The organism is Leptolyngbya sp. AS-A5 (assembly GCF_039962495.1).
In the GTDB taxonomy this organism is placed as follows: domain Bacteria; phylum Cyanobacteriota; class Cyanobacteriia; order Leptolyngbyales; family Leptolyngbyaceae; genus Leptolyngbya.
In genome coordinates this window covers 1-23898 of sequence record NZ_JAMPLL010000048.1, presented here as the reverse complement: position 1 = coordinate 23898, position 23898 = coordinate 1, and the positions used below count along the sequence as shown (strand labels likewise).

General features: G+C 46.3%; 16 protein-coding genes and 1 pseudogene. 4 read left to right on the top strand and 13 right to left on the bottom strand.

Annotated elements, in window-relative coordinates:
• The 6 genes from NC980_RS24495 to NC980_RS24470 form a co-directional block, all read right to left on the bottom strand.
• Positions 1 to 866 (bottom strand): DEAD/DEAH box helicase (locus NC980_RS24495; protein ID WP_190375082.1); only part of this gene is annotated, 866 nt, incomplete at its 3' end.
• A 56-nt stretch (positions 867 to 922) separates the two neighbouring features.
• On the bottom strand, positions 923 to 1444 hold the full coding sequence (locus NC980_RS24490; protein ID WP_190375081.1) for a hypothetical protein: 522 nt from the start codon (positions 1442 to 1444) through the stop codon (positions 923 to 925).
• A 7-nt stretch (positions 1445 to 1451) separates the two neighbouring features.
• Entirely contained in the window at positions 1452 to 4691 is a 3240-nt protein-coding gene (locus NC980_RS24485; protein ID WP_190375080.1) for a DUF1156 domain-containing protein, read from the bottom strand.
• Between the two features lie 86 nt (positions 4692 to 4777).
• Positions 4778 to 5428, bottom strand: a complete 651-nt coding sequence (locus NC980_RS24480; RefSeq protein ID WP_190375079.1) for a type I restriction enzyme HsdR N-terminal domain-containing protein — start codon at positions 5426 to 5428, stop codon at positions 4778 to 4780.
• Positions 5429 to 5452: 24 nt separating this feature from the next.
• Positions 5453 to 6445, bottom strand: a complete 993-nt coding sequence (locus NC980_RS24475) for a hypothetical protein (RefSeq protein WP_190375078.1) — start codon at positions 6443 to 6445, stop codon at positions 5453 to 5455.
• Positions 6445 to 9213: a DUF499 domain-containing protein gene (locus NC980_RS24470; RefSeq protein WP_190375077.1), complete on the bottom strand. Its 2769-nt coding sequence runs from the start codon at positions 9211 to 9213 to the stop codon at positions 6445 to 6447. The genes NC980_RS24475 and NC980_RS24470 overlap by 1 nt, the downstream gene beginning before the upstream one ends.
• An 800-nt stretch (positions 9214 to 10013) precedes the next feature.
• Here NC980_RS24470 and NC980_RS24465 point away from each other — a divergent pair.
• Positions 10014 to 10733 carry a 3'-5' exonuclease gene (locus tag NC980_RS24465; RefSeq protein WP_190375075.1) on the top strand — a complete coding sequence of 240 codons (720 nt, stop codon included), beginning with the start codon at positions 10014 to 10016 and terminating at the stop codon, positions 10731 to 10733.
• Positions 10734 to 10919: 186 nt separating this feature from the next.
• Here the strand turns inward: NC980_RS24465 and NC980_RS24460 are convergent, their stop codons facing one another.
• From NC980_RS24460 to NC980_RS24445, 4 genes are all read right to left on the bottom strand, one after another.
• Positions 10920 to 12542 carry a hypothetical protein gene (locus tag NC980_RS24460; RefSeq protein WP_348254079.1) on the bottom strand — a complete coding sequence of 541 codons (1623 nt, stop codon included), beginning with the start codon at positions 12540 to 12542 and terminating at the stop codon, positions 10920 to 10922.
• Positions 12543 to 13143: 601 nt separating this feature from the next.
• On the bottom strand, positions 13144 to 15249 hold the full coding sequence (locus tag NC980_RS24455) for a hypothetical protein (protein WP_190375073.1): 2106 nt from the start codon (positions 15247 to 15249) through the stop codon (positions 13144 to 13146).
• A gap of 432 nt (positions 15250 to 15681) precedes the next feature.
• Complete coding sequence (locus NC980_RS24450) at positions 15682 to 15978, bottom strand: ribbon-helix-helix domain-containing protein (protein WP_190375072.1); 297 nt, start codon at positions 15976 to 15978, stop codon at positions 15682 to 15684.
• A 1066-nt stretch (positions 15979 to 17044) separates the two neighbouring features.
• Entirely contained in the window at positions 17045 to 18073 is a 1029-nt protein-coding gene (locus NC980_RS24445) for a hypothetical protein (protein WP_190375071.1), read from the bottom strand.
• A 435-nt stretch (positions 18074 to 18508) separates the two neighbouring features.
• Between NC980_RS24445 and NC980_RS24440 the strand changes: the two are divergent.
• Together NC980_RS24440 and NC980_RS24435 are read left to right on the top strand one after the other, a co-directional pair.
• Positions 18509 to 18631 (top strand): annotated as a pseudogene (locus NC980_RS24440) (transposase); the annotation flags it as partial.
• Between the two features lie 419 nt (positions 18632 to 19050).
• Positions 19051 to 19377 (top strand): type II toxin-antitoxin system RelE/ParE family toxin, encoded by a 327-nt coding sequence (locus tag NC980_RS24435; RefSeq protein WP_190375070.1) that lies wholly within the window; start codon positions 19051 to 19053, stop codon positions 19375 to 19377.
• Positions 19378 to 19439: 62 nt separating this feature from the next.
• Here the strand turns inward: NC980_RS24435 and NC980_RS24430 are convergent, their stop codons facing one another.
• Both NC980_RS24430 and parA read right to left on the bottom strand, forming a co-directional pair.
• Entirely contained in the window at positions 19440 to 19730 is a 291-nt protein-coding gene (locus NC980_RS24430) for a hypothetical protein (RefSeq protein ID WP_199298363.1), read from the bottom strand.
• Entirely contained in the window at positions 19724 to 20362 is a 639-nt protein-coding gene (parA, locus tag NC980_RS24425) for a ParA family partition ATPase (RefSeq protein ID WP_190375069.1), read from the bottom strand. Before parA ends, NC980_RS24430 begins: the two co-directional genes overlap by 7 nt.
• A gap of 403 nt (positions 20363 to 20765) precedes the next feature.
• On the opposite strand from parA, the gene NC980_RS24420 reads away from it, so the two are divergent.
• Positions 20766 to 21326, top strand: coding sequence for a site-specific integrase (locus tag NC980_RS24420; protein WP_190375068.1), 561 nt, complete (start codon positions 20766 to 20768; stop codon positions 21324 to 21326).
• Positions 21327 to 21483: 157 nt separating this feature from the next.
• On the opposite strand, the gene NC980_RS24415 is transcribed toward NC980_RS24420, so the two are convergent.
• Positions 21484 to 23898: helicase-related protein (locus NC980_RS24415; protein ID WP_199298362.1), on the bottom strand; the 2415-nt coding region annotated here is incomplete at its 5' end.

The window sequence follows — 23898 nt, the reverse complement described above, 5'->3', positions numbered from 1 at the left end:
TCATCTGGATTTCTGAACAGCGTGGAATTGAGAATCTGAATCAGCATCCAAAAGCGAAAATGGTCGCCCTGATGGGGTGTAGCAGACAGCAGGACTAAATCACGGGTGTGTCCTTTGAGTGCTTCTGCCAGTTTGTAATTCTCAGTTTTGCGAACTTTGTTCCCACTCTTGAAAGCATTGACATGGTGGGCTTCGTCAAACACGATTAAATCCCAGGATTTAGCATCCAGAAGTTTTTTGATACGAGCTGGACGCTTTAGGGTGTCGATGCTGGCAATGAGGCGATCGTGTTTGGCAAAGGCATTGGATTTGCGATCAGTGACATCTCCTTCGCTACCAAACACTTCAAAGTTGAGGTTGAAGACCTCGTTTAGTTCACGATGCCAGTTATTGACGAGTCCGGCTGGCACTACCATAAGGGCGCGGTCTAACTCACCTCTGCTGGCGAGTTCTCGGAGAATTAGGGCTGTTTCAATGGTTTTGCCTAAGCCTACTTCGTCTGCCACCAGGTATCGACGTGGGCTTGCTGTTGCAATCCGGTGAGTTAGAACAACTTGATGGGGTAAAAGGTCAATTTTGGCAGCTGTAAGAGCCGCCGCGCTTTCCATAAGGGGAATTGCGTGGGCTTCGTGAACTAGCCAGAGTTGCTTGAGCCGATCCCATGTTCCAGCAACACCTTGAATAATGCGTTCGTTGCGAGAGAGTTGAGGGCGGACTGAGGCGATCGCCACTTGACGTTCTCCACTGCCAAAAAATATCCGGACATATCCATCGCGAGGCAACTCCATGACAACCCCATCGCCAAATTCGCTATGGGTGACTCGCTTGCCAGGTTGTAGGGTAGTTTCTAATAATTCGATATCCATGATGCAATCCTATTAGGGGGGGCAGAGAGGTTGCGGAGGGTAATAAGGGGGGAGGTTTAGGAGATTCTGGGAAGATGTAGCCCGATCCAGTCTTTACCTTCTAAGTCTGCCTGGAAGTCACTGCTTGCTATGATGTGCCCAGCATCTGCTTCGGCTCCTGCCCAGAGGGCTTGACCAAGGGGTAACCGCTGCCTTCCACTCGTTGGTCCGCAGAGCCACAGGTAAGTGTTCGTTGCCCGTTGCACTTCAATCCGAGATCTTCCCCCTGGTAGCCAAAAGATGAGTGCTGCATCGCCTTGGTAATAATCTTGAAAGCTAAGCATGGCAGACCGAAGTTTCTCTTCAAGCCACTGGGAAGCATCATCAGAAGTCAAGGCATCGAGGCTGGCATCTAATCCAGCAACTACAAGAGCATCACCATTGGCAGCGGGCAGGTCATCTTGCCATTGTCCGACTAAACCGAAGAATCGACGCATGGAAATAACCTGATTAGATTCCACGATTTTGGATAAGGCGGTTACATCCCAGAGGAGAGAAAAGCCTTTGCGCGTCCAACCTGTACCAAATATTGGCTGCATAATGGCTTTACTCCCCAAACTCTAGTTGAAGTTGTTTTGCCTGGTCTGGATGTTGTCGTTCCCAAGCTTGGTAGATTTGCGACGCTCGAAGGGCAGCAGTCTGAATTTCTTTGGAGGCTCCGTGGTTGATGTGCCAACTAAGGAGAGCGCCCAGAGCCGGATGGGGGCGGAAGTTGGGATTTCTGAGGGTGTCGCTGACGTTGATACCACTACCATCGAAGCAAGCTCCAATGAGGAACATTGCTTGGTCGTAGTCGCTGGTTAGTTTCTGGCGATGTCTACCCTGCCAACTCTTTGCAATTTCTAATGGAGGAGTTAGATAGTAAACCTTTTTCTGCTCCTGGCACCAGCCCCTTTCCTCAAAATCTTTTGGAGACATAGTTGTCCCGCCTAAATATTTCTGCATTTGGTCACGAGGTTGTTCTTCTACGCCATCAAAAATGCGGAGAAACTGTCGGGTGAACGGTTCTGCGGTTACAGGAGGGGGTTCCTGTCCACTATTACTATCTTCGTCAAGAAGCTGAATGATTCCAACTAAAGCTTCTTTGACTGAAATAGGTTTACCTTCATCGAGGTAAACTTTTCCATAGTGTCGAGAATAGTATTCAAGTGCTTTTCCGCATTTAATCATTTTTAGATCTGCTGCGGGCAATCCAGAGTTAGCATGAAGTTCAAGCACATCTTTGAGTTGTTGAACTGCTCTCAATACCTCACGACGCATTTTTCCCCAGCTAACGGAAGTAGGTTCTTCTATGCGCTTACGGCAAACGTGAACAATATCGTACTCAATCTTTTGTGATCCTATTGTTCCTGGTTTAGCCCCTTCCCCTTTAGTTTCATCACTACGTATTGGGTATGTTGCTTCTAAATAGAAGCCTGCATCAAACAAACTTTCTAAAACTGCTACCCATGGTTCATCTAAACTATGATGAAAAGTGAACGCAAGAATGCCTCCTGGTTTCAGAATACGACTGGCTTCTTTCCAGCAAGCTGTTAGTAATCTTTGGTAAAAGCTATCTGGTTCATCAGGTTGACGCGCCTTGTTGGCAACAACTTCAAGAGTTTTTGGTGTGTACTCTGGTTGAAAGTTGGATGGGTAAAAATCTTTCAAAACTAAACGTAGCCAAACGTAAAAAAAGTCTGAAAGCTCAGAGTAGTGAAGTAGTCCACCAAAGGGTGGATCAGTTATGACGGCATCGTGTGTTTGAGGAGCTTCGGACTGTAAATCTGTTGAAGACGAACAGCGTAGTTCAGCGGTGGGCAGGACAAGATCTTGACAAAAAACTTTTCCACTAGCACCTTGTATCTCTTGAGCTAAATCTTTATTTAATTTTGCTAATTCTGCTTTTGGTAGTAGTTCCCATGGATGTCTTAACCACTCCGCACCACTTGAAAGAGTCCCTAATACAGAGTTCCAACTTCCATAACCAACTTCACTAAAAACTCCAACTTCAATCATTGTTGATTTAGGATGGTAGTTACTGCTGGAGAGGGCCGGAGCAAAATGGTCTCGGGATAAGTGCCAAAAAGCAAACATGCATTGGTTACGAAGATATTGTTGAAATGCTCCTAATACGAACTCCCGAACATTTTGAGTATGGGAATCAGTGCTTGATTTCCAAATGGCTTGTAGGAGTTGGGATAGCACTAATAATTGACGGCTGTTAAACATCTTCCACCAATGGGTATAACCATGATTTGGAATTCCCCCATTATTCATGTAGGTCATAAACCCAAATGGAATTTCACTTTTAGGCCAAAATGGAGCTAAATCCCCAGCTTTACGTAGTGACCATTCATTATTTGCGGCATCAAAAATAGATGAGTTGTTTACAGGAGCGAAAAAACGACCGCTATAAGGTTTTTCATTTTTATCACAATTTGGGCAATACCCTTGAATTGCATACATAGCAATTGGGGCTGTCTTTTTCGTTGCCTTTACTGCTGTCAAAATATCTTGTGGAATTCCGCAAGAACCACAGGTAAAATTTGATTTCTTCGGTACGGTTCCTTGTTTCGTTTTGATGTTGATACCTGTTTCTGGGCAAGTGATTTCATCAGGAAGAACGCCCCTCACCTCAATTAACTTAATTTTGCTTGCTCGTTCATAATTCCACGCAGCCGTTACTTCTGGTAAATCCATGGCACTACCGCCATACTCAGTTCCATCAGGTGCAGTTTTTGGTGAGCCTGCCAACCACTCAGGATGAACCAAAAGGTGAAGTGAAACTTTTTTGTTTTTCCACTTTTGGTTAACAATTCCTTTGGAGTTCTGCCGATGTTTACAGTGAGGGCAAGTCACCATCTTGTCTTTATCCAAAATGGCATAGGGCTTTTCATCCCCAGCCACTACCAATGGCATACTCGGAGCCATCCGAGCTTCATCTCTTTCCTCATCAAACACACTGCCGCACTCATTACATTCCCGGTCTTCCCACGCTTTCACCGTCAGCGTCTTCACTGCCATCACCGGGCTAGACATAATCGGTGTGCGGTGTCCACATTCCCGAATTGAGCAAGGTCCATGCTTTGCCCAAAAGACGTAAATAATTTCGGGTCCCTGATAGCGGTAGTCTTTGCGCTGCTCTGGCGTGAGTGCCAGTGGATCAAACTCCTCACCCATCACCTTACCTGTCGAAATTTGCGTCCACTTGCCCTTATGTCCTCTAGGACAATCGCAAGCGTAGAACGGCATAATTTGAGGCTTCACCTCCGCCTCAATATCTGCTAACAGCGCCTTGACTTCTTCCACATCAACCTGCGCCAGTTCATTCTTCACCACAAACCAAGCAACCGGATTCAGGTCGCAACCAAACATCTGCATTCCCAGCCGGGAGCCTTCCACAACCGTTGTGCCACCACCCATAAAGATGTCAGCAACTTTGAGGTGGCTGAGTGCGCCCTTCTTCTGGTGGTTAGCGTAATAGACATCCCAAACCGCCTTTGCTGCCTCCGCCGGATCATCTGGTGCTTTCATGCTAGCTGCCAGCAACATTGCCCGAAACACACTGGATCTGCGCCGTGCCCACCACTTCGACATTTGATAGATTGGCTTACCCGCGTTCCCCTCAATTGTGGCGATTTGGTTAATAGGCAAAATCGGGAAATCGACTTCTAAACAAGTTTTCGGACGATTTGGATCAGAAAAATCGACCGTTTCGACGGAAACCGCCTTGCCAGCCCCCACCGCCTTAGCAACTTCCTCTGCCAACCATTCCTTCTTCTTTTTTCCGTCTTTGCGAGCCATATTCACTACCAGTCACTTTCAAGTTCACATTCAGAGAAATTGGAATTCTCCGCCTACATTCCCCGCACTCCACCATCACAAGGAGTTTATGCAGTTCCATTGAGATCGCCTTGCTGAACTAACGCTACCAATCGCTTCAAAACTCCCAGCACGGTGTATAGCTCATTGCCGGGATTGACTAGGCTGAATAGCCGGGAAAGCGCATATCGCGGCGTAGGTTGTTGAATTAGCTTTACAAATAAGAAATTCCTGCCATTGGTAATCATGCCAAACGCAGGTTTTTCAATCGTCGGGCTTGCCAACATATACGACAGCAGTTGTGCCCTCCCTTCATCCACATCCACCGCTGCTCGTTTTGCCTCAATTACCATGACCCAAAGCCGATCTCGCAATACCAAGACATCGACATCGCCGCGAATCACCGTCCCTTCGTCTTCGGTTGTGATTTGGAACGATGGCTCTGACTTAATATGAAACGGTTTCTGATACACATCAGCCAAGTCCAGAAGCGGTGATAGCACCACCATCTTGACCGTGTTCTCTAGCAGGGAAGGATATTCAAGCAGATTGGAAAAACTCGATTTGACGCGATCTAGCCGTTGCTTTTCGGCTGCTGTCACTTCTGGTAGGTCAACCTGCCACTCCCGAAAAAACTGCTCATCATCTGTCAGTTCCAAGGCAAAGCGATCGCTCAACTCGCTGAGGGTCACATTTTTTGCTTGAAGGGTCTGCACCATGTCGCTTACTCCGCTTCTAGTTGGTCACTCTGCTTTAACAAGCTCAATGAATGGGGAAGCTATCTCCAGTACCGATAGCCCACCATGAGCTAGGGTCGGATAGCCTCCTGCACTCTTCCACTTCCGTCGCCCCAACACAAACCGTTTCTGCCCATGCTGGGAAGTCAATACTAAATCAATAGGGGGAAACCAGGAACTCTCACTGGTCACATCGTCAGACGACCGCCCACTCTTAAATACATTTTTGAGATGTTTCGCTTGTTCTTCTGGCGCATCAGAGAATAGACCGCTAGCAGCATAACCATGATCAGATGTAATGACAAGCTGCCGTCCTAGCGTGAGGCGATCGATGAGATCCCAAAACTCGGGGCTAGTTAACTTATTTGCTGCTTCGATTGCTAGAGTCGCAAGCCCTTTACCAGGATCAGCGAAATCATGAATTCGGGAATCGGGCCAATGATGCCACAACACCCAGTTCGGCTCTAACCCAACTAAATCAAGGCAGTCTAACCAGGGAAGATCAACACAGTCAGTTTGTGCCCCCTGTAGACGATGAGTTCGGCTTGCCCGGTTGTTTTCCAGGTCAGAGCGTTGACCAAATCCAAGTGCTTTTGCAAAAGGAGTTGTATCCCCTGGCAATTCTGCTCCTGTCACCTTGGCAGAAACCTGAAACCCTCGTTCTTTAGCACCGTATAGAATCCAGGGTAATTCTCGGAGTGAAAGCCCATCCAAAATCAGCACAGCTTTTCCAGTTGATCTCGCTGCCCACCAATCTGTGAGAGCTTTCGAGGTTTGCTCCACACTCTGCTCAAAGTCACCCCAGAGTTCCCAAGCACTAGAAGAAAGGACCAAATCTAGATCTGCCAATGCAGTGTCTCTTGCAATGACCTCTTTACTGGCAGAAGCAATCGTCAGAGGTACGCTACAAATCTCCCAAGCGTAGTCAAATACAGCTTTCCATGCACTATCTGGGGGAGCCGTCTGAATTTTTTCGAGTAAATATCGAGGAGCAGCCATCAGTTCTCCTCCTTTTCCAAATCAAGTTCATAGGTCAATCCGTCCGGCAAACTCTTTAGCAGCTTCTGAAGTTGTGCCCCAGTAAGTGCCCCCACTTTCAGGGAAAGATTCTGTACAGGTGTTGCAGGACCAATTCCCCACTCATCAGACACCTTGGCATATAGATTCAAAGCAGACGTTGCAGGAGCTGTTCGTCGAGCCACCCTCGTAGGCTGAGGATCGTCAAAAATTGAGCCGTCGGATGATTCATTGGCACCAGGAGACGGTAGCAAACCACCCAGATAGCCATTACCACCGGAGTCCTCAGTGTCACTTGGAGTTACTGTTAGCGAGGGAAAATCATCTGCGATTCCATTACTAGGCTCAGGGTTAGGTTGGGAAATTGAAGGTGTCGGTGCATTAGGTTGCGTCCCTACTCCATCTGAACTGGGAACAGCCTGAGTCGGTAACAGTTTTGTCTCATCCAAATGCCTGCCAGTGCCCAGTCGCCCTTTCATTCGATGCCAAGCAGCATCTTCGTCTTCTCCAGGCTTTGCCTGTAAATACTCTATGTCGCGCAGGTTAATTGCAATTTCGCCGCGAGCGCACACTCGCAGCAGCCTTTCTTTAATCTGGATTTCGCCTAGCCACGGGATACATTCTTTCCCTCCTGGCCGTGGCTCCTGCAACTCTCGTAGGAGCTTACCGACCGAATCCCTGCTTTCTGCGGCATCCCGCACATACTCCTCAAAATCTTCAGGGATGAAGACATCCTTGCGAATACGCTCTTCAATAGCATCTGGAATCTTATCCCCCTGGGCATTTACACCCTCAACGATAAATTCGCAGCGTTTGGGGTCAGCATAATTCCAAATATTTAACAGGGCAAAACGGTCAAATCGAGATTTAAGTAGAGACTTCAAGTCCTTGTCATATCGCTTCTTTATCTGTGCGTACTCAGGGCTTTGCGCTTTCCACCGCTCTGCTATCCAGACTGCTCGCGCCAAGACAAGGAGTTCTCGGTCCTGATAGATATTTGTAGTTCCAGACTTGGGTAGCAGAAATCGAATTGTATTTCGTAGTCTTTGTACGTACTCTTTCAACCAAGTACCCAAGCGTTCATTTAACTTATCGGGTTCTTCCGGTAGAACAATGATCGGCAGCTTCTTTTCATCCCATCGATCTGGATGATCTGATGGATCTAAACTACTCCAAGGGTCTTTCAACCAGTTCTGTTGTAGAACAATGACTCTGAAGCGTCCAGATAGATCACCCATTCCTTGCAAAAGATAACGAACTTGCAATGCTAGTTCTTCGTAGTCAGACCCATCAGTAAATAATCGATCGTTTCGGGCGTGCGCCATTAACTTTGTAGTGGCGTTTTCCTCCTCTCGAAAAATGTATCGATTACCGTAGGGGTGAATATTGAAGCTGTTATCTACGATCATGGCTAATTCTACCTGGAAGGCATTATCGTCGATGGGCTGTGATCGTGTGATATCAATCTGAAGCGTTGCAGGTTCTGCACCCGCTAAATTTTCAACAGCAAGAGAGCGCAACCACAATGCCCCCACAATTTCAGACAGGTGTGGAACTTCATTCGCTTTGACTGCCGCCTGTACTGCTGTCAAATTTCGCTGCGCTTTCTCCCTTAACGCGGCGTGATGCTGGTTTGAGACAGAATCTAGCAGGGTTGCAATCTGTGTTGCGTCATCATCTAACTTAAAGTCAGCCGCCGTAACAATCGGATTGCTCGCACCAGCCCCCTTAAATAGATCTGCCAAAATTTTGATGAGGTCACGAGTTTCCTGGGCACTCGTAGCAACTAATACCTGATCCTCCAACAATCTCATTAAGATCGGAGAGTAGGGCCACGACTCAATAAATTCTTGCCGGTGGCGCTCGAAATCCGCTGGAGGAACTGAGGCTAATCGGAAATATTCAGAAACATGGACCGCAATTAAGTTTGCAATATCACCCTCATTAAGCTGCAACCGATTTTCAAATAAACGGTGCAGCAATAGACGACGGCGATCAAGAGCAGCATTTGGACCTTTGAAGTCCACGACCACTGGATTAATCCGGTGAATCTGTTGATAAGCATCCGTCGATCCATTACGAACTGAAACCACGAGCACCAGCAGATCTGGCTGCTCCTTTGCAATCTCAGATAAAAGCTGAATAAAATTGAATGCCCAGTTGCGCCAGGGATATTGTTTTGTATTCGTCAGACCGTCATACCAGGTTTGAAATTCATCTAGGATGAGCGCCGTTGGCTTGTTCTTGAGTAACTCTAGGAGCAAATTGTAAGGCGGAATATCTGTCTTCTTATCCCCCATTGCTTCCCATTTTTCTCGGATGTGTGGCCCATGAGGGTGGCGATCGAAGACTAAATCCCAAAGAAACTTGTACTGCTGTCGGTGCAGACTCTCACTAATAACATGCATTCCGCTCCGCAGGTCTAACTCTGCTAACCGAGAATTTTTCAACTGGCTAGACCAATGCTGCAACCAACTTTGTGCTTCTTCAGTATTCGTCAGAATATGGTAGAGCGCAGCTTCAAGATGGGATTTCCCCTGCCCCCGTTCTCCTTTCAATACGACAGGCAGACCCTGATTTGGTCCGATCGCCTCAATAGCCTTCAGCAGATCGAAAGAGGGATAGGTAATCTCCAGAAAATCTGACGCGAGGATTTGTGTTGCTCCGGTATTCTTGTCATTAGTTAATTCAATGGCTGTCCCCTTCAGGCGTTTGCCTTGGAACTCCTGACGCAGCTTTAGTCCAAGCATTCGAGCAACTCCTCATAAATCCGATCTATACAGCTAGCATGCTCAAAACCTCGAATCGTCATGAACTGAGAAGTCTAGAGCTAAACATCAATCGGGCGTTCTAGCAGCGCCCTGAGTCTATATTAGTCCTGGATTGAAGAAAACGTCAATAAAAACCTTGACGAGAAAATCAACTTGAGGCTAAGCTGTGTTTGTTGATGAAAAAGTCAACTTTCGTTTCCAAGCTCTTACAGGATGCAAGGTTATGGCTCCCTCAGCACTCCAGCGCCCGCTTCAGTTAAATCAGCAGCGGGCTGTCATCTTTATTGATGCAGCTAATCTCTATTACTCATTTCAAGAGCTAGGAACTTTGATTGAATATCGGGAGTTGAAGAGCCAACTTGAAAGTGGATTTCACTTAGTAGGGGTTCGCTACTACACGGGAGTAGATTCAACTAAACCAGAACAGCTAGGCTTCCTATGTCACTTGCATCAGATTGACTATGAGGTGATCGCTAAGGAGCTAGTGAGAGACAACAGTTCCTTCAAGCTAATCTCGATATCAAAATTGCCCTCGACATAATCAACATGAAAGACCACTATGACACGGCAATTCTAGTCAGTGGAAATGGCGACTTAGTGTGGGCTGTAGAGGAAATATGAAATCAAGGGAAGTTGGTTACGATCGTTGGTTTGGCTTCTATAACTAGCGGGAACTCCGGGGATGGCAGACCAATTTATTGGCTTAGCAAATATTTAGGGTAGCCATTGCATGCATCTACGAGTATCACCTGAATCTCTATTGAATATGGGAGAACAACATGATTGAGCAGGTTTTGATCATTGACACTGAGACAACGACCTTAGATCCTGAAAATGGTCAGGTCATTGAGATTGGAGCAATTTTGTATTCGTTGCGCCATCAAACAGCAATTCAACAGAGTTCCGTACTTCTGCCAGCAGAAGATAACCCAGCAGAGAGTATTAATCGAATAAAATCGGCAGCCTTGGCAACCTTATCACCATCTGTCACAGAGTTGGGTTTGACAACGATTTTAGAGATGGCTCGCATGGCTGATGTCGTCGCAGCACACAATGCCGAATTTGATCGCAAATGGTTCGGCTCTGCGGGCAACAATGGCGTTTTGCTACCAAATCTTGTTGATGCCAGCGATAACCTGCTTCCTTGGGTCTGCACCTGCAATGATTTTGAATGGCCCTATCAAACCCGATCAGGGCAATCCTTGATCGAACTTGCCCTAGCCCATGGTATTGGAGTATATGCCAACCACCGTGCCCTCACTGACTGCCAACTCTTAGCAGCTCTATTCGACAAGGTGGATAACTTGCAGAGGATGTTCGAGCGGGCGCTCAGACCTAAAGCTCGCTTCGTAGCTCTTGTTTCCTATGACAATAGAGAATTAGCTAAACAAGCTGGTTTCAAATGGTTCTCTGATCGCAAAACATGGGAACGAGTTATGGTTGTAGAGGATGCACAACAACTCCCATTTCGCGTTAAGCAACTTGATCTATCTGCTTAATACAGCGGTTTCTAGGTGAATAAGCCAGAGTGAGCGAACCAAGCAATGGTGTCTTCTTCCGAGATTTTTCAGTCACAATCTCAGTCAATGCTTGGTTAAGCGTTTCCAACGATCGTGCTTAGCATCGCACCGAGATTGGTGCGAAATGTGATTATATAGGGTTCAAAGCCCTGCTATGCCTGATTTTCATGATTTGATATTTCGGGGGCACTGATCCTTGAACTTCTGCTGTTTCACAAACTGTATGAAAACTAGAGTCAGCGAATCGTCGTTAGCGTTAGAGTCACAAAACGATCGATCCTCGACGCGACCCGGGCAGTCTAGATTATATTCTTCTATTGGAGATTGCTCAGATTGAATCGTTCGATCGAGTTTGTCATTTCGATCTAATTTCTCTAACTGTTGTAGGGGCCTTTCTCTAAAAGATTCTGAAGATTGTGTTGAACTAAATGGAATCAAAGAGCTTAAATACCCAAATAAAAAACACACTCCAGCAAGATCCAAAACTTCAAGACTGGGAAAAAAGGAGGAAAGCTTATTAGGGGCGAGAGGGGCAAACTCCTTTTCCTGTGGGCTTTCTGAAGCTTCTGAAGAGAAAGAGGAGGAGAGAACAGGGGCAAACTCCTTTTCTTGTGGGCTTTCTAGCAGTCGAGAGATTTCAGGAGCAGTTATAGCATCTTGCGTCTGTGTCTGTGATGTGTAGGCAGGATGCCACAGGTCTTTGTGCTTGTAGAGCGTTCCTCGGGTAATTCCTAGTGTTTCAAATGCCAAGATACGTCCCATGACTGTAGGAGGATAATTATTCTGTCGAATCAACTTCGTTCTTCCATTCTCGATTCTGGAACGTGTTGTCGCCCTCTGGCGCTCGTTCCAGGTTGCTTCTGATGGATTTTTGCTGGGTGGTTTGGTTTTGAAGGAGCGTTGCTTGTAGGGGTAATAGTGGGGATCTGCAATAATATCTCGCGCCCAATCACGTGCCCGTTTTTCGATTTCATGTCGATGCTGGCAGAATTCTTCGTACCCAGGAAGAGAGCGAGCTGTGGCAACAATTTCAGACGCTAGTCCCTCCTCAGTCAGCAGCATTGAATTATCAATACTGCCGAAGATATACAGCAGCATTGCGATTCGACCTAATAAATGATTTGTCTGTCCCTCACCTGTCCACCCTGGTTGAACCTCAGTTTGGAGGTCCTCATAGAACTTCTGCGCGCGGCCCTTGAGTGCAGGATGACGGTGTCTTGCTCGAAAGGCAATGCGCTCACATTCTGCAAGATCTAGCTGATTACGGCGCTGGGCGAACTTCCACTGAGCAACGAAAGTAGACTGCGAGGTAGAGATGGGTTGCCAATCCTGATTCAGGAGAAATGAACCATTTTGCAGGGGCAAGCGATGTCCTCTGTACAGACTTGTGGGAATCGGTCCAGTGCTTGATCTGGGGTTCGGGAAAATCTCTAGCTCTCCAAACTTAAACTTGAACCCTGCCTGCTCTAAAAGCGTTTGAACTACGAGCGCAATCAACCAAGACTTGATGAGTTGATCGAGGGGAATATAAATATTAATACCTTCGCTACGGCTCGATTGCACTACGATCGCTTCGACAATGCCAATCTTTTCTAGGAGAGCCAAGATTTGGCTCAAAATTTGGGGATCACGCTTGGGGTGGTAAATACTGTGGATATCGATATCGAGCATTACGTAGCATGTATCCACTCCAAACCGGACACCGTATAGGTATTTACCCTCTTCGATCGCACGGTCACTCAAAGGATATCGACTCTCCGTCTGCCACTCTGGGCGCTCTCCTGGCATTGGATATTTTGCCCAGAGAAAATCAAAGCGATGGGAAAAGAGCTTAAGAAACTCGGATTCTAGATTTGGTACGAATTGAGATTGAGAGGCTGAAACGTTCACGATGACTCCTTTTCGGAGCCGAGCATCACATGAAGCTACAACTTTCTTGTGTCACCTCTAGACTATTGCGATACAATTCGTACAAAATAGAATCATATCAACAGCGTTAAGCTGACTGTGAAAGTCGAGTCTCCAGTTCAGGGCGGTAAAGTTTCCTAGGCTTGTTACCCTTTGTGATGACTCGGCTTTTGCCGTTTTAAATTCGATTTTCTGGATTATTTCAAAGATAATCTGCCTAGCATCATACACCTGATCTTGCTATTTGCGTCAGTGAAATGCTTACTGTGTAAGGATTCGCTAAAAAGTGAATTTTGCAAATCCTAGCCTTGGAAACAGGGCAATCCGTTATTGCCTTTGTGCAATCTCGCTTATAGGATTGTGACTACCCTTGGTATCAGGGATGTCGAACTTCTTCCAGATCAACTGAATGGAGGGTTAGGAGCCATCCCAGAACGTCGATTTTTCTCTGAATGAGTTCCTAATCCCATCCCTTTTTGCATCACAACTGATTTGCCTGCAACACAGTAATTAACTGCTGCTGATCCTCCAAACTCAGTGCCTGAGCACTCCGGATTAATGTCACTAAATTCACCACTCCCAAGTTCTCAGGGTCTTTATTCAGCTCTCTAGACAGAACACGCTGAATAGCTTGTTCGACCGGACGCCGCTTTTCCTCGGGCGTACATCGCTCGTAGAAGTCTTTCAGCGATTTGAGTGTATGTCCCATACTGTAGGCTAATGCTTCGAGTTCACGATCGCTCAACCCCACTTGGAATCCCCAAGTTGCCCAAATGTAGCGCATTGTATGCGGTGACGTGCGTTTCTTGATCAAGCGATAAGCAGGAACCTCGAAGGCATAGCTATAGGTGGAGGCATCAAACGGCGTGCCAGAACGCGGTCGAATAAAAACGTATCCCCACATATAAGTTTTGGTCTGATCATCGGAGGATTGGCTGTAGTGATCCCGTGGCTTAAACGCCATCCGCCCTGAGGTCGCCCATCGCCCCGTCCCCCCTCGAAATTGCGGTTCCCACCAATCGTAGGTTCCCTGCGTCCCGCCCGGCACCCACTGCCCGAGCAAGAAGTGATCGAGATGGGGAGAGAAGGATGAACCATCTGCAAATCGATACTGGCTGAGCAGGGGAATCGACTGAGAACCGTAGGTCGAGCGCGTTTTGTAGTTCTGAATGTCGAGGACATAAACGCCATCCGGATAGTATTCGCCGTTGTAAGAATACGTGCGGTATAAGAAGTTATCCTTGACCACGCCCTTAGAATCCCGCTCTCGCTCTGAATTCGGGGGCAATGGTAGAATCCACCCATCTGGCGGCAGGTCTGCGGGTCGGTCAATCAGACAGCTCAAGGCAAGTTTCAACGTTCGATGCTCTTCTTGCCGCCTGGCTGGGAATAACGACATCAACGCCCATTGCAGAAAGTGCTGTTGACTACTGGCAATGCCTGTTGGCACTCGGAATTGCCCCCACTGATCGCGGGGACGGCATTCTAAGTGCAATGGCTCGAGAATCTGTTTGAGCACAGCATCCAAGAGCGTTTGACCCGGGGCAGGTTCAGGAAATTTCTTTGTCTCATCGCTGGTGCGGTTACGGTTGTTCTGCCACTCCCGTTTTTGTTCTAAGGCATCGCTTAAATATCGCTCGAGCAGTTTGTATAACGGATGATTGCGATACTCTTTCTCTGTTTCCACCTCCTGGCAGTACAGACGCTTTAGCACCATAATCAACGTTGTCAATCGATTCGCACGGGTGGAGGGACTGTGAGATTCCGAAAAATCAATTAGAAACTGAAAGTGGTGACAGATTAACGCTTCTAGCTTGTTTCGCGCTTCTTTCCACACCTGGGACTGTTGTTTGGGCGAAAGTTCCTCAAGTTCTGTTGCAGATCGATAGGGGATAAGGGAACTGAGGCTGAGATCCTCGAGCGGAACTAGAGGATCAGCATGGTGGAGCAAGTAGCCTAGCCAGCGCTCAATCTCTTTTAAATACGTTTCGGCAGAGGAAGGCGCAAGGGGTTGAATGGTTCGACCTGGGTAGTGAGGTGCTGTCATAAAGGCAATCAAGTCTTCACATTCACGCCGAAGTTGGGCGGGCATGTCCTTCAGCTTCAGAGCATACTTCCGGTACTTTCCAGTCCGTTGGCTCAATCTGAGGTTATGGGCAGACCCCTGCCTGCGGATTATGGGCGGGCAGCACTGATCCTTGATGCGCTCCCGCCGAGCATTCGGATACCAGTCTTGTTGTTCTGCCCAAGCTAAAAATTTCTCGGCTCTTGCCCCATAAGTATTTTGGCTCGATGCAGGAGATTCTAGCAGCTCAAATCCTTGCTGTAAGGCTTCGCGGAACTGGAAGATCGAGTGAACTGGCAGCGTATCTAGGAATTGAACTGCCGCAGCCGTTTCAGGCGCTGTCATCTTCTTTTGTGGATTTGCTCGCTCAAAGCCCAGTTGAGGCACAATTACGCGCAGGAGAACCGATTGAAATTCATTCAAAATTCTCTGTGCTTTTTGCTTAGAATTTGTTGCCTGAATGAACGCTAAATACAGGCGATAAATCTTCAGTAAGGTGAGTTCTTTGTCAGCAGTCGTCATAATAAAACCTTCCTAGGGTAATGGCAGTTTGAAAGTTAGAAACTTAGCTCTTGTGCATCAGCTAAAAAGGCTGAATTCTGGCAGTTTAGGGATTTGCAATTGGACTCATACCTCAGCATCTTTTATTAGAAATTTAGCGATTATATGTGGAAGCTAACATTTTCCATTCTGAAATACTTTTAATAGCTTTATGGGTCGAAATTGGCTCTGTGTGAGAATTGCAAGTATCTCAAGCTGAAGAATTTTTAATAAATAATTGAAGGTATTGCGATAAATAGAAGGCCTTAAATAAAAGCTAAAATGGCTTTGTATCTCTTTTATTAGTGATTGAAAGTTGGTGAAATGACAGTTCATTTTATGTCTCCTGAATAACTAGCAAATGTGCATAACCTAAGTTGAGAGTAGTTCGGGCATTTGAAGGAAAATCAAACTCTATTGATTTAGAGAATTACAATTCATCAAAGGAATGATGGAATCTTCTTTCGGTACTTCGACTAATGCAAAGAGTCCTTGCCCAAGTCGCTCAATCAGTTCACTGCGAGAAAGCTGACGCGCTTGGCTCAGTTGATCGAGCCCAGTGAGTGCTGTTGGAGTCAGGCTCAAGCTGACGTTCCGCTTCACCTCACCGTACGGATTGTCGGGAATGCCTCGCATCGATTTTTGTCGTTTGCATCCCTGTTTCGGGTTGAGTTTGTGAGTCTGTTGGGACTGAGTTCGACTACGGGGCATGAGGTTTCTCCTGTTTCAGAACGAAAGTTAGGGGAGTGGCAAAATTGCCGCAATTGGGCAAAAACGACAAAAGGCCCTGTTCCTTAAGAAACAGGGCCTTTGCATCGGGCAACCTGGTATTGAAGTAGTGCAACGAGACGACACTGCTAGCCTCTCGGCCGGGACATTTAGGAACAGATTCGTAAGGATCCTTATCTAAATGCTCATAGCGAAACAATTTAGGGCTGCGCGTATTTCGTTTGGTGCATTGTAGACCAGATTAGAAGAACTGCAAGAGATTCTTTCTAACGCTCTTGCAGCGGGTCAGCAGGTAATTCGCACGGAGCATTATCAACTTAACTGTGTATATTCAAAATTAAGTACGGCAATCTCTGTGCCTATGAGATATCTCCAGTGCTGAGCTACGTCGAGCACTACGAGAGCGGCTAGGATTAACAAAGTTTTTGGAGCTGGAGAAGGAATGGACAAAGTATGGCCTCTACTCCTATGCTTGCAAAGCCAGGGACACAGCTGCCTAGATTAAGCAAGCTCTCAACCTAACGATCGCGAAGGACATGAGGGACATGCAAGTTGTTCATAGCTGCTGTCGCAACTAGGGGTGAAGGTAGAGTTCCGTTGGTCGAGAGCGATGCCGGGACATGAGGGAGAAAAGCTAAAAGTGTATCGATTGAAGCTCCTTTGTTGGCAAGAAGCAAGCGACGTTCTAGAGCAGCGGCAAGCGAAGCGTGATCGGATAAATGGGGATGGATCTCCCCTCCTTCTGAATGATCAAAAAACCAGTGGGTATGCGGCGTCAATTACAAATCGGGTTCGCGACAATTATAGGCTCTTGCACTCTTTTGGTGAAAATGGATGTGAGTGCAAATTTGCCTAACGTAAATTCTAGGTCTCAGCCTGCTTGAATTGCTAACTTCACCAAAAGAGTGCAAGAGCCTGTCGCTGTCACTTAATACAGGCTCTTACACGGTCTTTTCAACCCAGTCCATATTGGTCTACCGCACTCTCCCATACAAGTCCGTTAAGCACAGGACACGACATATTAAGGCGCGTCAAAAGCCCTCTCTCTTTACTCAGGTATTACGTAGGTTACTTCATACGGTTGTCTAAGATTTAGAAGGGGAAGATTTCCCATCCCACCTCGCCCTGAGGATTCAGCAATGAAGGTCCACTGAAGTTCCGATTGCATCGCCCGTATTAAAAAAGCTCTTCGTGAGGATGACTCGTTGCTTAGCTCAATAAGGCATGTATCCAGGCAAGCCATTGTTGCAAAAAGTCCATAGGCAGATTTAGAAGGAGCATCATACCGAACCTGCCCATATGGAAGGGATATGATAGTTGACTCCTTAATCTTTAGGAGAGGTTTACCTGCACCGACACTCAGAGTAAATCCCGAAATAAAGGAGTCAAGGTTATACCTTAGAGCAGCAAATGACTGCCCAGGTCGTAGAGTGACTGTACTAGTTCCTGTGAAATCGCCAGAAAATGAATACCATCCACCAAAACGGTAGATAGGCACTTTAATCTTAGAGAGCCCTAAACTTTGAATAAGTATCTTGAAGTCTGGATTACCAGTAACTGGATAAGGAGCTCCCTTAAAAGTTAGACTTCGTGAGTATTTAGCCTTGTTAGTGAAGTAGAGCAAAGCATAACTTCGATCCGGCTTATCATCTTTATTTGCATCTTCTGTTGGGCAATCAGCAATTACTTCAATACCTGAAATGTCTGTTGATTTTCCACATGGAAACTGCACATCATTTAGACCAGAGTATGGAGGATCAGGCTGATAGGTAGCTGGGGTTGGGGTAGGTGTACTCAGGGTGTTTGAAATAGCCGCTCCAGATGAAGTTGTTTCAGGACTAGGAGCAACAGTTGTTTTTCCTGTTTGATTGCTTTGATTTTGAATATTGAATTGAAACCAATTTGTTTTGACAGCTATTGTAGAGACTCCGCCCACAGCTAAAGCAGCGACCGCAAGGAAGGAAAGAGAAAAGCGAAAATTTTTGTTCTTGTTGATGTCTCTACCTGCACTATCTCCTTCTATATAATTACCTTTACCAATCTTAACTTTTTTGTTGCCATTTCCTTTTTGGAACACTGCTCAATCTCCTGAAGAACTTCTAGTTAGCTTCAAACTTGCTACGAAGTGTTTAACATGTGTCATCTGCACAATTCTGTTAGATAGAAGAAAAGCTCACATTCCCGTCCTCCTTCGGAGCGAATAATTACTGAAATGAAAAAACATAATTTTTTCAACTGAAGTGGGCTCTTTGTTATTCTTGATATTGCTGGCGAAACTTTTCTTTACCTCTGCAACCCTGATTCTGCCGTTGATCAAATTACAGAACATAACTGTTTGAGGCTGATCGACAATGAGATTTCAAGGAGTTTGAGTATTAAGCAATGTTTCGCCAGCAATATCAAAAGAGTGCAAGAACCCAATTATACTGAGATGCGATCGCTGTGCATTTGCAAGGGTTTGAGCATTCGTTCTAATTGACGCGAAGCCCAAAAATAATTGACGCGGCATAATCGCTACCGTGCGGGTATTCCATGGCGTGACCTATCTGGTCGGTTTGGCGATTTTCGGGTAGTGCATACGCGCTTCAGTCACTGGTCAAAAACTGGCGTGTGGGAGCGAGTGTTTCAGCACTTAGCAGACGATCCGGATTTATATCTATCTTTACGTAAGAATAGTTGTTTTTAACGATCACTACGTAGCACATCGGAGTTATTACTATGTCAGATGTAACTGATTCTAAGCTTTACAAGGTATTTGTCTGTACATCATTCTTCATATTTATGCTGATTGTGTCAAAATTCATATTAACGTTTGTTCTAATGTTTATACCCTTCTTTAGAGAGTGCACTGAAACTGCTTTTCTAGATGTTGTCGAGAGTGTTTGTAAATTGAATAATGGTGTTGATTTTATCGCTACCCTTATGAGTCTCTATATAGCTTACCGATTCCTCATCGAAGGATTAAAACAGAATGTATTTTTCTTCATCAAGCGTTGATTTTTAGTCAGGGAACCTGGTTTGATATCAAACCGCTCGTAATTGCTTACGGCTGTAATGTCGTTATCGCCTAGCAGCGTCGGAGCAAGATTCTTAGCAGCTTGGGACCTTGCAGAAATTTGCGCTCATATTGCCGACCACGATCCTAATGCTGCCCAGCGCGTCGGGCGACAACTTGTGGAACTAATCAATCAATTATCAAAGATGCCAAGTTTAGGGAAGCCAGGACGAGTATTCGGAACTCGTGAACTGGTGACATCTAAAATTGGCAGAACGGCTTATGTTGTGGTGTACCGGATTCGGGCAGAGCAAATTGAGATTCTGCGGGTGTTGTCTGGTAGGCAGGATATTGACCAAATTTTAGAAGAACCCTTCCTAGAATAAGAGAATTGAGCGATTACGTAATCAAGTAGTTATGTAATTACACAACTACTTGATTACGTAATTCAGTAACCCTTATCTTTTAGCCAATTCTCTAGTGCCTCACGCAGAATCTTGTTTTTAGATCGCTTACTTTTGAAGCTAGCAAAATCGAGCCTGTTGTACTGGTCTGTATCCATATCAAAGCTCACTCGATGTGGAAAGGGTTTCGACTTCTCTTCTGATTCCTCCTGCTGCTTTGGCTCCGGTGCAGGCGGTTGAATCTCTGGATCAATGCCAATTTCCCTCGCCCACTGGTCTGCTTCCGGTGGTAGTGGTTTTGGGGCTGGCTTAGGTGCAATTCTCTTTTTTACCAAGATTTCATCTCCAAGTATTTCAAAATGTCTTTGCTCAATTGCTTAATATCTTTCGCCGCTGCGCTACTTGGTTCAGTTTCCAGAACTGTATATCCTGCCGATGATTCTGCGAATGCGACTCGTTGAGCGATCGCAGTCTTGAGAACTGGAAAAGACATTTCTGAAAGCGCTGACTCAATCTCACGCCCGATCGCAGTTCCGGTAATCCGTCGATTAATGCAGAATGCTGCTTTGATCTCTGGCTTAAATTGTTGGGCTTCTTGCACCAGTTGAACCGTCTCGCTCGCTGCCCAGATATCATAGGAACTCGGTTGAACCGGAATCAGCACCAAATCGCTTGCGAGAATTGCACTACGAGTCAGTGCTGAAACGCGGGGCGGTGTATCGATTACACAATGAGCGTAATCTTTAGAGATCGCAGGCAAATCGCGATGGAGTGTTTCACGCGCCATTTGCACGACTGGAAATGGGGAAGAGTCTTCTCGTGCGGCTGCCCATCCACTCGCTGATCCTTGCGGATCACAATCGACGAGCAACACTCGCTTTTTGGCTAGTGCGATTGCATGAGCAAGATGAATCGCTAGGGTTGTTTTGCCTGCCCCTCCTTTTTGATTAGAAAAGGCGATAATCATAAGTAATTACGTAATCAAGTAAGTATAAAGATTCTACCTCTGTTAGCCAACTTGACAGAGTTTTTTATAGGTATTAATTACGTAAGCAAGTAAATACGTAATTAATTCAAGCTGTTTTGTTGAATACTTAACTACTTGATTACGTAAATATTTAATTGCGTAATCACTTAAATCTTGCCACTGTGCGTCAAAATCGATCTGCCTATAAAGCAAGCTTATCAATCGCGACATGAGTACGATGGAATGCATCTTTCAGCGCTTTCAATTGATAAGCAGCGCTAAAGTATGCCTCGCTCGTCGCGAGGCATCCGGCTAGACTCACGAAAAATCGGGGCTTTGAGCGCCTTACTTCCGAAAATAGTATTTTCGGAAGTAGGATGGGGGAGATGGTTGGGTAGAACAAATGAATTTCAATCTAACATTTCAGCCGCAGATGGCGAGAAAGGTGAATCGCCACGGTAAGGCGAAGATTCTCACCGCTGAGGAGTTAAGTCAGATCTTTACAGAGGGATTGCAAACAAACCGCGATCTCTGCCTGTTTGCGATCTGCTATTTCACGACTTGCCGGATTAGTGAGTGTGTTCAGTTGCAGATCAGTGACGTTCAGAACGGGGTGATTACGTTCCGCAAGGCGACAACGAAGGGAAAGGGGGCAACGCGCCAGATTGCGATCGATGTGAATCTGAAGCCATTTCTGGATGACTGGCTGAAAGAGCGCGGCTCGATCAATTCTCCTTACTTGTTCCCTGGTCGTCGTGGCAGCAAGACCGGGCATCTAACGGCACGAATGGCGGATGAGATTTTGAGAGAAGCTTGCAATCTAGTTGGCATTGATGGCGCATCTACGCATTCGTTTCGTCGCAGTGGCATCACGAATCTACACCAGCAAGGCTATGCACCTCACGAAATCGCGCAAATTAGTGGACACCGGGATATTACCAATGTGAGCCATTACATCGGATAGCAGCACTGAGAAAATGAGGGAAGACACAAGCCAACTCAAATTCAGCCAGGACGGTTAGGGTTCACGTTGATTCCACTGTAACCGATCGATCCTTCGTCGTTATCTTCCTCAAACAGATCCTCAGCACGCTCATACTCATCAGCAGAAGCGCGAATCGCTATTCATCATCCTTAGTAGCAGATTGAGCGGCATCAAAAATCTGCTCGGCAAAGTCTGGGTCTTCCTGAAGTCGGCGAAAGAGAGCAGGGATCTTGTCGTAGTTGCGCTTGATAAACTCTTCTTCGCTTTGAGGAATACGACCAGCCAGGTAGATAAGTTCCTCTTCATTCAAGTCTAAAATTCGAGCGATCGCCCGAATTGCTTCCTCTTTGGGTGAATACTCCGCCTTATCATTCTCCAACTTAGAGAGGTAGGTGAAATTGAGTTCAACAGCATCAGCCAACTCGCGTTGGTTTAATCCTTTCTCTTTCCTGGCTCTGAGAATGGCTTGCCCAAAGGTTAGGTCTGTGGAATATTCTGATGAGTTCTCATTGACTCGTAACACCTGCTTCCCCTGTACCTCAACCCAACTAATCAGTTGAGTGGAAAAAGCCCCCTGTGTTTCCGTTAGCCCATGATGCTGTAACTCTCGATTCAACATCGGCTCAAGATAGTCCTGAAGCAGGCGCTGACGTTCTGACAGTTTGAGGAAAGGAAGCGTAGGAGCCTGTAGCAGGATGTCAGCACCCTTACGCTCGACGGCAGGTAAACGTTTACCATTTGGATTAACAGCTAAAGATTTTAGTAAAAACCGTTGTTCGCCATTCTGTCCCAACAGTTCAACTAGCCACCAAGTTAGTACAGCCGCTACCTCATCATCCCCGATTACAGAAGCTCCCAATTCCTCTGGAACTACATTTTGCCATCTCTCAATCGCGCTTTGCATAACGGGGTGGTCTAGCCCCATCAGGTCTAAACCGTCCTGTTCGCGAGCGACTTCACGATTGGTTGTGAAGCGTAAAACTTTCTCTCCTAGCTCATTGCGTAGCTCGTAGATGTCATTGCGAATCCGCACAATGGTTTGTTTCTTTTCTTCGAGTGCAGCAGACAAAAATCGAATCAAGCGATCCATACTGGCACTTACGTCAGCAAAGGGCTTGTAGTCCTCCAAGTTAAAATCTTCCAAGGCCTGAAATAAATCGAAGACAACCTTACGAGCTTCTGCCGCGTTTGACAAAGCATCTGCAAGTTCATGCGTTGTTCGTTTCAAATCTGGATCGGAAAGCGCATCCTGGTAAAGTCGTTCATAGTTCAGTCGTTCAGAGAGTTGTCCCAGAATTTGAGAGCGAAAATTCTCCACGACATTGCCGTTTTCGTCAACTTTGCCGACAGCTTTAGCAATTTCTTTGAGCTTGGTATCCAGTAGAAGGAAGATTTGCCCTTCAATCGTGTCAGACAGGACAAGGTTGTAAACCTGTGCTGTGTGGTTCTGACCATATCGATGAATCCGCCCGATCCGCTGTTCAATATCCATTGGGTTCCACGGCAAGTCAAAGTTGAAGAGGATTCGGGCAAACTGCAAGTTAATTCCCTCACGACCAGCTGCGGTGCAAACTAAAACCTTGGGACCGCTTTTTAGCCTAAATTTTCGTTCTGCTGCAAGTTTTGAGCCGTGATCACCACCTCTTAAAACAGCTACACCCTGCCCAGGGTATTTAGCTTCTATTTCTCGTGACAGTAAATCAACAGTGCCAAGATAAGTAGCAAAAATAACGATCTTTTCATTGGGGTCTTTCTTCCATAGTGCCCCTAGAGCGTTGAGCAGCTTTTCAACTTTGGTTTCACAGTGTTCTGGAAAGAATTTCAGCAATGAACGAATGCGATCACGTTCTTCTGGCAGAGCTAGCTTAACGAAGGTTGTGGCAGCTGACTCAGCGTTCGCAGCATCAAGCTCACTGGCATAGGAGTCTGAACCAAGCTCTAATTCTCCATCGTCAATTTTCTTGACGATCATTAGCTTCAAGTCGGCCAGCATCCGATCAACCTCACCCCGACCAACGGGATCATCTTTGAATCCATACTCTTGCTTGATGACTTGGCGAGCTTCATCAAGAAGGGTCTCCCGCTTATCAATGTCTTTTTCCTGATCGCGTAGAACTGCTTCATAGACCGTCAGCATCAATAGGCGACGTTGTAGGGTACTTCGAACAGCCGCAAAGCTGGAAGCCGCAATCTTTTGGAAAATTGCCATAATGAATCCCAGTGCCCGTCCCTGATTTCCTTGTTTTTTCGCCAGGGCAAAACCGTCTTCCAGGTATTCCCGGAGTTCACGGTAGAAGGCTCGTTCAGCATCCGACATAGTGAAGGATTCAGTCTTAACCTGTCGTCGGGCAAATAAGGGAGAACCATCGGGCTTACAGGCTTCTGCTTTGGTACGGCGAAACATCACCTCATTGAGGCGATGCCGATTTTCAATCATGTCATCTGGATTTCTGAACAGCGTGGAATTGAGAATCTGAATCAGCATCCAAAAGCGAAAATGGTCGCCCTGATGGGGTGTAGCAGACAGCAGGACTAAATCACGGGTGTGTCC